General features: G+C 29.3%; 13 protein-coding genes. 10 read left to right on the top strand and 3 right to left on the bottom strand.

Annotated elements, in window-relative coordinates; translation table 11 throughout:
• Window positions 1-22 precede the first annotated feature (22 nt).
• The 5 genes from BUB34_RS00065 (at window position 23) to BUB34_RS00045 (ending at window position 4,298) form a co-directional block, all read left to right on the top strand.
• A complete protein-coding gene (locus tag BUB34_RS00065) occupies window positions 23-841 on the top strand; it encodes an ABC transporter ATP-binding protein (protein WP_073123020.1) in 819 nt (272 codons plus the stop codon).
• The gene (locus tag BUB34_RS00060; protein ID WP_073123018.1) at window positions 831-2,903 is read left to right on the top strand and encodes an ABC transporter permease subunit/CPBP intramembrane protease; all 2,073 of its coding nucleotides are present in this window, start codon (window positions 831-833) and stop codon (window positions 2,901-2,903) included. The genes BUB34_RS00065 and BUB34_RS00060 overlap by 11 nt, the downstream gene beginning before the upstream one ends.
• A 232-nt stretch (window positions 2,904-3,135) precedes the next feature.
• Window positions 3,136-3,531, top strand: a complete 396-nt coding sequence (locus tag BUB34_RS00055; protein WP_073123016.1) for a hypothetical protein — start codon at window positions 3,136-3,138, stop codon at window positions 3,529-3,531.
• A 30-nt stretch (window positions 3,532-3,561) separates the two neighbouring features.
• Complete coding sequence (locus tag BUB34_RS00050; RefSeq protein WP_073123014.1) at window positions 3,562-3,855, top strand: metal-sensitive transcriptional regulator; 294 nt, start codon at window positions 3,562-3,564, stop codon at window positions 3,853-3,855.
• Between the two features lie 11 nt (window positions 3,856-3,866).
• Window positions 3,867-4,298, top strand: coding sequence for a SoxR reducing system RseC family protein (locus BUB34_RS00045; RefSeq protein ID WP_073123012.1), 432 nt, complete (start codon window positions 3,867-3,869; stop codon window positions 4,296-4,298).
• Window positions 4,299-4,467: 169 nt separating this feature from the next.
• Here BUB34_RS00045 and BUB34_RS00040 read toward each other — a convergent pair whose 3' ends face one another.
• Both BUB34_RS00040 and BUB34_RS00035 read right to left on the bottom strand, forming a co-directional pair.
• The gene (locus BUB34_RS00040; protein WP_073123010.1) at window positions 4,468-4,935 is read right to left on the bottom strand and encodes a threonine/serine exporter family protein; all 468 of its coding nucleotides are present in this window, start codon (window positions 4,933-4,935) and stop codon (window positions 4,468-4,470) included.
• On the bottom strand, window positions 4,935-5,723 hold the full coding sequence (locus tag BUB34_RS00035; protein WP_073123008.1) for a threonine/serine exporter family protein: 789 nt from the start codon (window positions 5,721-5,723) through the stop codon (window positions 4,935-4,937). The genes BUB34_RS00040 and BUB34_RS00035 overlap by 1 nt, the downstream gene beginning before the upstream one ends.
• Window positions 5,724-6,275: 552 nt before the next feature.
• Between BUB34_RS00035 and BUB34_RS00030 the strand changes: the two genes are divergently transcribed.
• The 5 genes from BUB34_RS00030 to BUB34_RS00010 all read left to right on the top strand — a co-directional run bounded on the left by BUB34_RS00030 (window position 6,276) and on the right by BUB34_RS00010 (window position 15,069).
• Complete coding sequence (locus BUB34_RS00030; RefSeq protein ID WP_073123006.1) at window positions 6,276-7,520, top strand: serine hydroxymethyltransferase; 1,245 nt, start codon at window positions 6,276-6,278, stop codon at window positions 7,518-7,520.
• 734 nt (window positions 7,521-8,254) lie between these two features.
• Window positions 8,255-11,020 (top strand): type I restriction endonuclease subunit R, encoded by a 2,766-nt coding sequence (locus tag BUB34_RS00025; protein ID WP_073123004.1) that lies wholly within the window; start codon window positions 8,255-8,257, stop codon window positions 11,018-11,020.
• A gap of 206 nt (window positions 11,021-11,226) precedes the next feature.
• The gene (locus BUB34_RS00020) at window positions 11,227-12,303 is read left to right on the top strand and encodes a Fic family protein (protein ID WP_073123002.1); all 1,077 of its coding nucleotides are present in this window, start codon (window positions 11,227-11,229) and stop codon (window positions 12,301-12,303) included.
• Window positions 12,304-12,321: 18 nt separating this feature from the next.
• On the top strand, window positions 12,322-13,866 hold the full coding sequence (locus BUB34_RS00015; protein ID WP_073123000.1) for a type I restriction-modification system subunit M: 1,545 nt from the start codon (window positions 12,322-12,324) through the stop codon (window positions 13,864-13,866).
• Window positions 13,867-13,881: 15 nt separating this feature from the next.
• Window positions 13,882-15,069 carry a restriction endonuclease subunit S gene (locus BUB34_RS00010; RefSeq protein ID WP_084120043.1) on the top strand — a complete coding sequence of 396 codons (1,188 nt, stop codon included), beginning with the start codon at window positions 13,882-13,884 and terminating at the stop codon, window positions 15,067-15,069.
• Between the two features lie 194 nt (window positions 15,070-15,263).
• Here the strand turns inward: BUB34_RS00010 and BUB34_RS13980 are convergent, their stop codons facing one another.
• Complete coding sequence (locus BUB34_RS13980) at window positions 15,264-15,428, bottom strand: hypothetical protein (RefSeq protein ID WP_278276654.1); 165 nt, start codon at window positions 15,426-15,428, stop codon at window positions 15,264-15,266.
• Between the last annotated feature and the right edge of the window lie 3 nt (window positions 15,429-15,431).

Raw genomic sequence — 15,431 nt, 5'->3', positions numbered from 1 at the left:
CCTATAAATAGGGGGGAAGCGAATGATCGAAGTTGAAGGACTGTCCAAAGCATTTACTAGGACAGTGAAAGACGAAAATGCAAAAAAGAAAAAACTTAAAATATCAAAAATAAGTAAGAAATTTAAAACAAAAAAAGAAGAATTCCTAGCAGTAGATAATGTATCCTTTAGTGCAGATAAGGGAGAAATACTAGGAATACTAGGTCCAAATGGGGCAGGAAAAACAACGCTACTAAGAATGTTAGGAGGAATACTAACCCCCACATCAGGTAATATAAAAATCTCTAATTATGATTACTCTATTGACAAAAATAGTGGAAAGAGAGATATAGGTTATCTATCAGGAAATACAAAGTTATATGGTAGATTTTCTCCAAGAGAGCTTCTTAGGACATTTGGAGGCCTATATGAAATGGAAAAAGATGAAATAGAAAAGTCAATAGAAGAAGTGACAAAAGTAATGTCTATGGAAAAGTTTATAGACAATAGAATAGAAAATCTATCTACAGGTCAAACACAGCGTACATCAATAGCTCGTTGTCTTATACACTCACCAAAAGTCTATATTTTTGACGAACCTACCCTTGGTTTAGACGTAATTAGTAGTGCATCTATAATAGATTTTATGAAAATGGAGAGGGATAGAGGAAAAACAGTACTTTACTCTACACATTACATGGAAGAAGCAGAAACATTATGTGACAAAATAATAATGATGCACCAGGGAAAAATAATTGCTTCAGGTACCCCAGATGATTTGAAAAAACAGACAAAGACTGACAACCTAAGGGAAGTGTTTATAAGCCTTGCCAAAGAAGGGGGGACTTTAAATGAGGAGTAAAATAGTAAAAAATATATTCAAAAAAGAAATGCTAGATATACTAAGAGATAAAAAAACAATATTTATGATGATTGTAGTACCAATACTTTTATATCCTATTATGATGGTTGCAGGTACACAAATAGTAAGTATGTCTGTAAAAAGTATAATTGAACAAGACGTAAATATAGCATTTAACACAAAACCAAACCAAGAATTTTTAGAGATACTAAATAATAACCCAGATGAAGAAAATTCATCAACAGTACAAAGTGGAAAAGTAAATATAATAGAGGTCAAAGATTATAAAAAAGCATTAGAAAATGAAGAAATAGATGCATACATAAAAGTAGAAGAAAAAGACAGTAAAACCAACTACAAGATATATACGAATTCATCTAAAGGAGAATTTAATAGGGTAGTCGATACGCTTAAAGAAGCTTTAAATCAATATAAGGAAAATCTAATTGATAAAAACCTAGAAAAAGAAGGGCTAGATAAACAAAAAATATTAGAGCCTATTGAATATCAAACTGTAGATGTAGCAAAAAATGAGGAGATAGCAGGTTCTATTTTAGGGCAAGTACTTCCATTTATACTAGTAATAGGTGTTTTACTTGGAGCCATATATCCAGCAATAGATGTCATGGCAGGAGAAAAAGAAAGAGGAACATTAGAGACTCTATTTACCCTACCAATATCAAACTTAGAACTTGTAATGGGTAAATATATGGCAGTATCCTTTAGTGCAATTACAACAGCATTTTTAAATGTATTATCAATTGGACTTACGATGGTGTTTATAGTAACAAGTGGAGGTCTGGCAGAACAACTAGGTATGGGAAATATAAAACTTAGTAGTCTAGTATTCCCAGCTTTGATGAGTGTAGTATGTATTTGTTTATTTGCAATGGTCGTATCGGCTGTGAGTATGTGTGTATGCTCACTGGCTAGAAGTTTCAAGGATGCACAAAACTATATAACTCCAGTAATGCTACTGGTTATGCTACCATCATATGTTTCAATGATTCCCAATGTAGAATTAGATAAAGTTACATCAATTATACCTGTAGTAAATATATCACTTCTTATAAAAAGCGTACTTTTATTTAAAAGTGATGTAGGTCTTATTGGAATGGTTTTAGTATCTAATATAGCATTTGTAATACTATCAGTGATGCTGCTTTCTAAAATGTTTAACTCAGAAGATATATTATTTGGAAACAGTAAAAGTTTCTCTCTTCTAGAGAAAAGATCTAATATAAAAAAAGGATCGATGCCAGGTGTTAGCGATGGAATAACACTTTATGGAGTAGGATTGGTACTTCTAATATATGTAGGATCTATTGTCCAGATGAAATTTGGAATGACAGGGCTTGCTATCACACAAGCTATGATAATACTACTTCCACTTTTATATGCATACTATATAAAATCGGATTTCAAAAAACTGCTTAGTATAAAATTACCTAAAATACAAGATATTGTTGGAGGGTTAATAGTATGGATGGGTGTATTTATAGCTATAAATATTATTACTCAGTTCTTAGTATATATATTCCCACAAAATATAGAAGTAATAGAAGCACTAAACAAAACATTATTAGGAGAAAAAAATATACTTATAAACCTACTGATAGTAGCAGTACTACCTGGTATATGTGAAGAAGTATTTTTTAGAGGTTTTGTATTCTCGGCATTTAGAAATGATAGTAATAGCAAAAAATCTATAGGAACAGCTATAATAGCTACAGGAATTCTTTTTGGATTTATGCATATAGATTTTTTAAGGATAATACCTACGTCTATACTGGGAATCGTGTTTACATACTTTGTCTATAAGACAGGTTCTATATTTGTACCTATGTTTATCCATTTTGTAAATAATACAGTATCAATATTGGCAGGAAGTTATCCAAATAGCAACGTAGTAAAAGGACTAGGGTTTATTGAAGTAAACTTCTCACACCCTAATATAGGCAAGTTATTGATACTTATAGCTCTAATAATTATATTAGTATTTGTCGGATTGAAAATACTTAATATAGGAAATACAAGCAAAATAAAAGAAATAAAGGAATAGAAATTGAGGTCTAGTTTAGATATTTTATCAAAACTAGACCTTTTGATTTTATTTAACAACACGCATTATTTTTTTGAAAATAAAAATATGCAATTAAAAATAGATAATATAGACTATTTAAGAGTATAGTTTAACTTAAAATTTGTTTTTTAAGGTTTATTTGATATAATAGTATTACAAATAAAAATTTGAAGACAAGTGTTAGAGTATATATTTTAAGGAGATATAGAACATGAAAAGATGTGTTTACTGTGATTCAAAGATCAAATCACCAAATAAAAAATTGATATTAACTGATGATAAAAGCAATCAGATTTATACATGTAGTGAAGGTTGTAAGCAAAAAATAGACAGTTTTCACAAAAATAAAAAGTTTCTTAGTATTGTGAGTAAATTAGAACTTGTCCTAGGATTGTCGGGAATAGTATTTTTTATGTTAAAATGGACTCTGGCTACTGAGATAGTCCTTGGTATAGATGGTCTTTTAATGATTACATTTCCAGAAGCTGGATTCAAAGAAGACAGGCAAAATGTGGGATTGGAAAAATTCAAGACACAAAGTAGAGCTTTTGGTGGAATAATATTAATAATGTTATTTGCAGTACTAACAGTACTAAATCGAAAATAAAAATGTATAAAAACCAATACGAGGTGCTTTATGGAAGATAAAAAACTATCAAAAACTAATGATAAAGATGCCCTAAAAAAAAGGCTAAATAGAATAGAAGGCCAAGTTAAGGGTATTCAAAAAATGTTAGATGAAGAGAGGTATTGTGTTGATATCTTGATTCAAATATCAGCGATAAGGTCTGCTATAGACAAGGTAGGAACGATTATACTTGAAAACCACATAAAGGGTTGTGTAGCAGAAAGTATAAAACATGATGACAAAGAAAAAACAGATATTACAATAAAAGAACTCATGGACACAATAAATAAATTCACTAAGTAGGAGGTAAGAAAATGAATCAACAGGGATATATTGTTGAAATTATCGACGAAAAAACAGCTAAATTAAAGCTTCAAAGACATTCGGCATGTGCAGCTTGTGGAAAGTGTCAAACGACTTCAGAGAAAAAAGACATTCTAGTAGAAGTAGACAATACACTTGGAGCTAAGGTGGGAGATCATGTAGAAGTAAACATGGAAAATGTAAACGTTCTAAAAGCGGCTGGAATAGTTTATGTAATACCACTAATTGCACTTTTAGCAGGGACAATATCAGCTTACTTTATATTACAGGCATTAAATATAACATCAAACATAGAAATGATGAGTGGAGTTGTTGGATTAATATTAACAGCAGTAGTATTTTTGGTAATAAAACAAAATGATAAGAGATTTAGAGATAGTAGAAACTACATACCTGTAGTGACAAAAATTATTATATTATAATAGAAGAATTACAACATTATAATCAAAGAACGACAAATAGCACGACCAAACTATAAAAACAAAATAAACCTAAATTATAGAAACAAGATAGACTTGAATTATAAAAATAAACTCGAAATTAAAAGTGGTATAGAAAAATATTTTTCTATACCACTTTTGTATTTTAATGTTAATGCTTATTTAAAGCCCTTTTTTTTCTTAGTTCTACCAAATTTATAGTCTTAGATAGAGAAGTTATAACCAAAACTCCAAGTGCTATAGCAGCGGCTATAAACAAAGTGTTAGTTCCAGTTGATATACCTAGATTATAATCTCCTTGAACTAGATAAAGCATAGTATTGTACATTCCTAAACCAGGAACCAAAGGAATTATGCCTGGAATTACAAATAAAATAGCTGGTTGTTTAAGTTTTCTAGCGAGTATCTCACTGCATAAAGAAAGTAAACTGGCAGCTATAAACGCAGAAAAAACACCGTTATCTGTTACTTTAAATAAGTACACATAAAGGGTCCAACCAATACCACCTATAAGTCCACAAGGAAAAAGTGAATCTTTTGGAACTTGAAAAAATACTGAAAATCCTACTGTCGCTATAGCGGAAAGTATAAAATGTAAAATAAGTGGCATATCAGCCATTAGAACACACCTCCCATTCTAAACCAAACATCAAGAACAAAACCGACACCCGATGCAATAGCAATAGCTATCATACCTGCATCAAAAGATCTAGCAATACCAGATAGTAAATCTCCTGAAATTAGATCCCTTAGACCTTTTATAAAAGAAACCCCTGGAAGTAGCGGCATAATAGATCCTACTATAAGCATCTTTGGAGTTGAGAGTATTCCTATTTCAGTCAATAAAACACCGGAAACTGCAATCAAAAAAGATGAAACAAGTGTTGAGAATGTAGATATACCGCTAAGTCTCATTATTTTATCGAATACTATAACTGCCAGTATAGCTATTAAAAAAGTAAGAAGAAAATCTATTAAATGTGTTCCACCAACTAAGCAGGCAAAAGATGCAGATGCCAATCCTGTGCAACAGTAAAGAAACCACTTAGGGTATGGAGTACGACTTTTAATTTCATTGAGCCTTTCAGTTGCTTCTTCTATACTTAATTCTGCATTGCCCACAAATTCCCTAGACAAACTATTAAGTAGTGAAATTTTATCTAAGTTAATAGATCTAATTTTTATAGTTTTCATAAAGCATAACCCATCAAATTTCTCATCTGAGATAATTATTACAGTAGGAGCAGTAAATACATTTACGTGTTTAAATCCTCTCGATTTGCAAATCCTTATTATAGTGTCCTCTACACGATAAGTTTCTGCACCACTAGCAAGCATTTGCTCCCCTACTAACAAAGAAAATCTAAGTACATTTTCTTTATAATTTTTATTGAAGTCATTTGCCATATCACACCTCCAAAACAAATTAATAATAATGATTATAACAGACTTTTGTTAATAAATAACACATTATAGAAATATTTCATATGTATTTTAGAAAAGCAAATATTTAATGAGTTTAATTATGGGTATATTAAAATAAAAACTATTAAAAAAAAGTATACATAAAGCGTATATACAAAAATATGTAATAAAATTTGCAAATTTCTTGACTATTCAGAAATAAAGTACTATATTATGAATATGAAAGATAAAAATAAAAAATTTCAAAAAAGTTTATTATTACGTTAAAAAAGTGATGAAAATTAGTGAAAATAGACGGACGAAAAAATAATTTTGTATAATATCAAAATAAGCACAACTTATTTTATGTAAATATACTATTTTTATAACATAAAATTTTATAACATAAAAATTCTAAGTAAGCATTTCTAATTCAAAAATATTTCCATATTAATTTGTATATACGAAAATATATTTATAAAAATTGAAAACAACCAATTATTTATTTATATATTTTTTAAAATAAATTATATCTTTAATTAAGGAGGAGTACAAATGTTTGAAAATCTAAAAAATACAGATCCTCATATTTATAAAAGTATGAAAAAGGAACTAGAGAGACAAGAGAGAAATATAGAGTTAATTGCATCAGAAAATGTGGTTTCTATTTCGGTGATGGAAGCTATGGGGAGTCATTTAACCAATAAATACGCAGAAGGGTATTCTGGAAAAAGATATTACGGCGGATGTGAATATATAGATGAAGTAGAAACATTGGCCATAGAAAGACTTAAAAAACTATTTAATGCAGAACACGCAAATGTCCAGCCACATTCTGGAGCAAATGCAAACCTAGAGGTATATTTTGCCATGTTAGAACCAGGAGACACTATAATGGGAATGAATTTATCACAGGGGGGACATTTAACCCATGGGTCACCCGTAAGTATTTCTGGGAAGTATTTTAATTTCCATGAATACGGAGTAAATCCAGCAACAGGAATTATAGATTATGATGAAGTGAGAAAAATAGCCCACGAAGTAAAGCCAAAAATGATAGTAGCAGGAGCTAGTGCCTATCCTAGAGAAATAGATTTTAAAAAGTTCAAAGAAATAGCAGATGAAGTTGGAGCGCTACTTATGGTAGATATGGCCCATATAGCAGGTTTGGTAGCAACAAGGTTACATCAAAATCCATGTGAGTTCGCAGATTTTGTAACTAGTACAACACATAAAACATTGAGAGGTCCCCGTGGGGGAATTATACTTTGTAAAGAAAAATACGCAAAAGCTATAGATAAAGCGGTATTTCCAGGCATACAGGGTGGTCCTCTGGAGCATATAATAGCTGCTAAGGCTGTTTGTTTTAAAGAAGCATTGAGTGATGAATTTAAAGAATATAAACTTCAAGTGGTAAAAAATGCAAAAACTCTAGCAAATGAACTTATAAAAAGAAAGTTCAAATTACTTACAGATGGAACAGACAACCATTTAATTTTATTAGATTTGACTAATAAAAACATAACAGGTAAATTGGCTGAGAGTAAATTAGATGAAGTATATATAACAACAAATAAAAATAGTATACCATTTGACAAAAATGGTCCATTTGTAACTAGCGGTATAAGACTGGGAACTCCAGCAGTGACAACTAGGGGAATGAAGGAAGAAGATATGAAATTAATAGCTGAGGCTATAGATTTATGTATAACTCATGACAACAAAGAAAAGGCAAGAGAAATAGTTGTAGGGTTAACTGAAAAATATCCATTATATAAAGAACATAAAATTATGGATTAATATAAAGATTAATGTGTAGATAACAATACCTTCTATTATATATATAGAGGGTATTGTTATAATATTTTCTAAGATATATTAATAAACAATAGTAAATGTAAGATTTTAAAATTAAAGTCGAAGAACTGAAATTATACAGTTTAATTTTGAAATCTATAGCTAAAGAGTTGAAAACCTGGTTAGGAAAAGTACAATGAGTATTAAAAAAATAGGTGTATTGAAAAATGTGCTCTTAGTATTGGGGGATTTTAGTCCTATTTCGGTTTTTATGTACGAAACATTGTTTTTATGTTACAATTTATTTATAGAAATCGGATAATAAAAAAAGCTAGGAGACGGTCGGCAAACTCAATCCTGGCTTTTACAAAAACTCTAGTAAGAGAAGAGAATCTTAATAGAGTTTTTTATATAGTTATAAAAATATTAGTATAACTTTTTTATGTATATAATTATTTTATTATATGCCTACAAATGTGACAATATATATAATAACTTCTCTTATATTTTTGGAATGCATTATCGGAAAAATGATGGGAGTTTTTTAATGCAATTAATGAAATTACAAGTAGATGATATAAAATAAACCACCGTAATTAATAGTAGCTTAATTAAAGTGGTTTATAAAAAGTTATTAAAGCTAAACGCCCGCCCAGTGGCTTCAAATTCATATTTAAATTATACAGCTTTAAGAACTCTATGAATAGATAAAATTAATAAAAATTCAGGGGGAGAATATGAGCTATCAGAGTGAAGCACAATTAGAGGAAAATTTAATTAAACAACTTGTAAATCAGGGATTTAACAGAATAACTATATCTGATGAAGATCAACTTAAAAATAACTTTCGAAATGAGTTATTTGAACATAACAAAGCTAAACTTAACAATGAGCCATTCACAGATAAAGAGTTTGAAAGAATACTTAGACATGTAGAAGGAAAGTCAGTATTTCAAAGTGCAATGATCCTAAGAGACAAATTTATATTAGAAAGAGAAGATAGTTCTGAGGTATACATAGAATTCTTTGATACACAAAATTGGTGTAAAAATAGATTTCAAGTAACTAACCAAGTAACATTGGTTGGAAAGTATACAAACCGTTATGATGTTACACTGCTTATAAATGGACTACCACTTGTTCAAATAGAATTAAAACGTAGAGGACTTGATTTAAAAGAAGCATTTAATCAAATAAATAGATATAAGAAGCATTCATATCAAGGGTTATATAGATACCTTCAAATATTTGTAGTAAGTAATGGGGTAGATACCAAATATTTTGCAAATAGCGATAAAGAAATCTTATTTAGTAATACATTCTTTTGGAGTGATGAAAATAATAAAAGAATTAGTACTCTAAAAGAATTTACAGAAAACTTCTTAGATAAATGTTTTGTATCAAAGGTTATAGCTAGATACATGATAACAAATGAAACAGATAAACTATTAATGGTTATGAGACCATATCAAATATATGCAGTAGAAGCGCTTATTACAAGAGCTTTTGAGACCAACAATAACGGATTTATCTGGCATACGACAGGCTCAGGAAAGACTTTAACATCTTTCAAAGCTAGTCAAATACTATCAAAAGATCCTAATATTAAAAAAGTATTTTTCTTAGTTGATAGAAAGGACCTAGATTCCCAAACAATAGCAGAGTTCAATAATTTTGAGCCAGATAGTGTTGATATAACTGATAGAACAGACACTTTAGTAAAACAAATAAAAGATATAAATAAGCAACTTATAGTAACAACAATACAAAAGATGGCTAATTCTATAAAGAATGATAAATATTCTAAAATAATGAACCAATATAGAGAAGAAAAAGTAGTATTTATAATAGATGAGTGCCACAGATCTCAATTTGGAGATATGCATAAAGCTATAAATAAGCACTTTACAAATGCCCAATACTTTGGATTTACAGGTACACCAAGATTCTTTGAAAATAGAAGCCAAGAAGGTAGAGTTACAGCAGATTTATTTGAAAAATGCCTACATACATATTTAATAAAAAATGCAATAAGTGATGGTAATGTACTTGGATTTTCAGTTGAATATATTAAAACATTTGATGGAGATATAGATGAAAATGATGATACAAGAGTAGCTGCAATAGATAAAGAAGAAGTATTTATGGCAGACAAACGAATAGAAAATATAGTAGACCATATTATAAAAAATCATAATGGAAAAACTAGAAATAAAGAATACACAGCAATATTAACTGTTCAGAGTATTCCAATGCTTGTAAAATACTATGATAAGTTCAAAGAACTAGACCATGATTTAAAAATAGCTGGGATATTTAGTTTTGGAGCTAATGAAGACCTTGAAGGAAAAGATGAACACTCAAGAGACTCTTTAGAAAGAATAATTACAGACTATAATAAAATATTTGATACTAACTACTGCACAGATACATTCTCGAGTTATTTTGCAGATGTATCTAAAAAAGTAAAGAATGCCAAAATAGATATACTAATAGTTGTAAATATGTTTTTAACTGGATTTGATAGTAAAACATTAAATACACTATACGTTGATAAAAACTTAAAATACCATGATTTAGTACAAGCATACTCAAGAACTAATAGAGTAGAAAAATCAACTAAACCTTATGGAAATGTAGTTTGCTATAGAAACCTAAAGAAAAATACAGATGATGCACTAAAGCTATTCTCACAAACAGAAACAACAGATATAGTGCTAATGGAAAGTTATGAATACTACTTAGATAGATGGCTTACAGAACTTAAGAAACTAAAAGCTTTAACACCTACACCACAGGATGTAGATAGTCTTGAAAGTGAAGAATCTAAAAAGCAATTTATATTAGCATTTAGAGAGCTATCAAAAATATTAGTAAAATTAGAAACTTTTGTAGACTTTGAATTTAAAGATTGTGAACTTCAAATAAGTAATCAAGAATACCAAGACTATAAAAGTAAATACTTTACGATATATGAAATGGTAAGAAAAACACAGGATGAAAAAACATCAATTTTATTAGATGTAGACTTTGGTATAGAGCTTATGCATAGTGATAGAATCAACGCCTCATATATTATGAATTTAATAAAAGATATAGATTTTTCAAGCAAAGAAAAAAGAGATAAAGATATAAAAAATATAATTACAGAGCTAGATAGAGCAGATAATATGGACTTAAGGCTTAAAGTAGACTTACTAAAAGAATTCCTAGAAAAAGTAGTTCCACAGCTTTCTGAAAATTGTAATGTAGACTTTGAATATTCAAAATTCCAAGCACATAAGAGAATCCAAGAAGTAAATTACTTTGCTGATGAAATAGGTTTAAGTGCAGACTTTATAAGTGATTCAGTAGCGGAGTATGAATACTGTGGAATTATAAATAGAGAAGAAATAAGCAATGAAGTAAAAGAAAAACTTAAACCAAAGTTTTTAGAAAGAAAAAGAAAAGTAGAGCAAGTTAAAAGTTTTGTATATGATCATGTAGCAAAATATAATATATAAATAATTTAATCAAAGCAGGGAGATTCCCTGCTTATTTATTTTTTAGAAAAATAACATATTATAAGTTTTTAAAATTCGTTTTTTAGAAAAAATGAATTTTTATATGGTTTATTTTTATTATTAGAGTCGATAATATAAAAAAACAAGTAACAAACAATCTTGTTTTGATGTATAATATAGTTATAAATAGATTGGAGTGATTTTTTATGGAACCGTATAAAGTGAAAAAATTACCTGTGGGGTACAAAATAGATAAAGATTTAATGATATTACTTGGAGAAGCTTCTGAAAAGTATGGAGAATATAAAGCTATTTTAAATACATTGGAATTTGAAGCAGAACTATTTTTACAGTCAGTATTAAAAAGTGATAGTTATAAATCTACACAAATTGAAGGTACTCAGATTTCACATGAAGATATTTTCTCACTAGATATAATAGAGGAAAATGATGATAGTTTAGAGATTAAAAACCTAACAAAATCAATAGAATATGCAACTAAAGCTATTAAAGAAAAGGGCATCACTATGAACCTTGTAAATGAGATGCATAGGATAATTTTAAATAGTGGTAGAGGATCTAAAAAATCACCAGGAAAAATAAGAGATACTCAAAACTGGATAGGACCTAAAGGTATAGGTATAGAGCAAGCTACATTTATACCACCATGCCCAGATGATATAATTGAAGATTTAATTAATTTATATGAGTATATGAATGATGCTTATATAGATCCAGTATTGGTTAATGTTGCAATATCTCATGCACAGTTTGAAACTATACATCCTTATAATGATGGTAATGGTAGACTTGGAAGAGCTTTAATACCTATACAAATGGCATACTTAAGTGATGATAGACCGATACTTTATTTATCAGAAATAATAGAAGTAAATAAAATTGGATATCAAAGAGCATTAATGAACACTAGAAGAGGTAATTTAGAATCGTTCATAAGTTTCTTTATGCAGTGTACAATTGACCAATGTAGCAACTATATAAGAAAACTAGAGATAATTAAAAATATTTATAAAGAAGACCATGAAAAAATTAAAAGTATAAAAGGTGGTTCAATACACACTGTATTCCCAATAATGATGAATAAAGTTGTATTTACAAAGAAGTATATTGAAGAGCAAACTGATTTAGCTCCAAGTACTATTGGTAGGATTATAAATCAATTATTAGATTTAGGTATCTTAGTAGATGTATCAAGAGGTCGTAAAAAAGAATACAGATACGATAGAATCTATAAAGTATTTATAGGTACAGAAATGTATTAATATAAGGGAGAACTTAAAATGCAAACAAGTGAAAAACAACAAGAGCAACAAAGAGAGCTTCACACAAAACTTTGGTCAATAGCAAATGACCTAAGAGGAAATATGGAAGCCAATGAATTTAAAAATTATATCCTTGGATTAATATTCTATAGATACCTTAGTGAAAAAGTAGAAAACAAAGCAAAAGACTTATTAGAAGAAGATGAAATAAGCTATGAAGAAGCTTGGGCAGATGAAGAATATAGAGAAGGACTACAAGAAGAGTTCTTAGAGCAACTAGGATACTTCATAGAGCCAGAATTCCTATTCTCTAAATTACTTAAATCAATAGAAGACGGAAATTTTGATATAGAAATGCTTCAAGGAGCAATAAATGATATAACAGAATCTACATTAGGAGCCAATAGCCAAGAAGAATTTGATAATTTATTTGATGATATGGACTTAGCTTCTACAAAACTAGGAAGAGATGTAAAGAGCCGTTCAAAACTAATAGCTAAAGTAATGGCAAACATTTCAGGAATAGACTTTGAACATGAAGATTCTGAAATCGATGTACTTGGAGATGCTTATGAATATTTAATATCTCAATTTGCTGCGAATGCAGGGAAAAAGGCAGGAGAGTTTTATACACCGCAACAAGTTTCAAAGATTTTAGCAAAGATAGTAACAGTTGGAAAGACTGATTTAAAGGATATTTATGACCCAACTTGTGGTTCAGGATCTCTACTTCTCCGTGTATCAAAAGAAGCTAATGTTAGAAAGTTCTATGGACAAGAACTTACGTCAACAACTTACAACTTAGCTCGTATGAATATGTTACTTCATGATATAGAGTATACAAACTTTGATATAAAAAATGATGATACATTGGAACATCCAGCTCATGAAGGTATGAAATTTGAAGCGATAGTTGCAAATCCTCCTTATTCTGCTAACTGGAGTGCAGACCCTAAGTTTTTAGATGATGAAAGATTTAGTGCTTATGGTAAATTAGCACCAAAGTCAAAAGCAGACTTTGCATTCGTTCAGCATATGATACATCATTTAGATGATAAAGGAACAATGGCAGTAGTTCTTCCTCATGGTGTACTTTTCAGAGGGGCAGCAGAGGGAGTAATAAGAAAGTATTTAATAGAGGAAAGAAACGTGTTAGACGCAGTTATAGGACTTCCTGCTAATATATTCTTCGGGACAAGTATACCTACAGTTATATTGGTGTTTAAGAAGTGTAGAGAAAACGGAGAGAATATTTTATTTATAGATGCATCAAATGAGTTTGAAAAAGGAAAGAATCAAAATAATTTAACTGATGCTCATGTTGAGAAGATAGTGGAGACTTATGTTAAGAGAGAAACTATTGATAAATATAGCTATAAGGCTTTAATGAGTGAGATAAAAGAGAATGATTATAACTTAAATATACCAAGATACGTTGATACCTTTGAAGAAGAAGAGCCAATAGACTTAGCTGTTGTTAGTGAGAGAATAGCGAGCATTGATAAAGAGATAGCTAGTATTGATGATGAGTTAGCAGTTTATTTAAAAGAGCTTGGATTATAAGGGGAGGTGGATGATATGAATAAGACACCGAAGCTTAGATTTAAGGAGTTTAGTGGAGATTGGGAAAGTAAGAAATTAGGAACTATTTGTGATGTTACTATGGGTCAATCTCCATCATCTTCATGCTACAATGAGAGGAATATAGGTCTACCTCTAATTCAAGGAAATGCAGATGTTCAAGGGAGAAAAACTGCACCTAGAATATATACAAGTGATATAACTAAAACTTGTAACATTGGAGATATAATAATGTCAGTTAGAGCACCAGTAGGGGCTATATCAAAATCTATACATGATGCATGTATAGGTAGGGGTGTTTGTAGTATAAAACCAAAGCAAAGTAATGAGTTTATATATCAATTTTTAATAAAGTATGAAGATAAGTGGAGTAGAATATCGCAGGGGTCAACTTTTGAATCTGTAAATAGAACGGATATAACTGATACTAAAGTTTCAATACCATCAAAAGAAGAACAAGAAAAAATAGCTTCTTTCTTTTCTTTAATTGATGATAAGATCTATCTTCAAGGTGAGAAGGTTGAGGCTCTTAAAGATTATAAGAAGGGTATGATGCAAAAGATTTTTAGCAGGGAGTTAAGGTTTAAGGATGATGATGGTAGAGATTATCCTGCGTGGGAAGAAAAGAAGCTTGGGGATTTAGGGAAATTTTATAGAGGTCATAGTTATAATGCAGGAGATGTGAATGAAGATGGTCTATTAGTTCTACGTTCAAATAATATACAAGATAATACAATAACTTTTGATACAGATTTACAATTTGTTAGGAAGCAGTGTAAAGATGAAATAAAATTAAGAGAAAAAGATATTGTTATATGTATGGCAAATGGAAGTAGAAACTTAGTTGGTAAATCGGGTGAGTTTAATAATTCAAATGGTTATAATGATTTAACCGTTGGTGCATTTTGCAGTATATATAGAACGAAAAATCCATTGGGTAAATATCTTTTACAAATAGAATTGTATTATAAGTATTTAGATATATTATTATCAGGAACAAATATTAATAATTTAAAAAACTCTCAATTAGAGGAGTTACAGTTTAATATACCTACATCAAATGAGGAAACTGAAAAGATAGTTAAGATTTTAAGTGATATAGATTTAAAGATTAAGAAAGAGCAAGAGAAGTTATATTATTTAAATGAATATAAAAAAGGATTATTACAACATATGTTTGTTTAAATAATAATTATGATATAATATAACAAATGGGGCTGTCGCATCAGTGATAATTAAATTACTGAGCGAAGCTCCTTTTTCTATGTTAAATATCAAATTTATAAAAGGATAAATTAAACTTTTCCATTATACCCTAAAAATTGCATAAAAAATATAGGTATCGGGATACCATTTTTAAAAATTTCATATTCAAAAAATTAGGCAACATTTTTTGTTGAATATAGATATGTTCTACACTTTCCATTTTTAATTTTATTATGAAATTTATTTACATTATGAGCCATGGCGATTAAAATACATTCTGCTAAAATGTTACTTTTGCCTTTACATAAAAATCTTCTAAATTCCATATTTTGTTTTATTTG

Source organism: Asaccharospora irregularis DSM 2635 (assembly GCF_900129815.1).
GTDB classification, from domain to species: Bacteria; Bacillota; Clostridia; order Peptostreptococcales; family Peptostreptococcaceae; genus Asaccharospora; species Asaccharospora irregularis.
The sequence above is the reverse complement of the archived record's forward strand: the minus strand, read 5'-3'. Positions and strand labels throughout refer to the sequence as shown.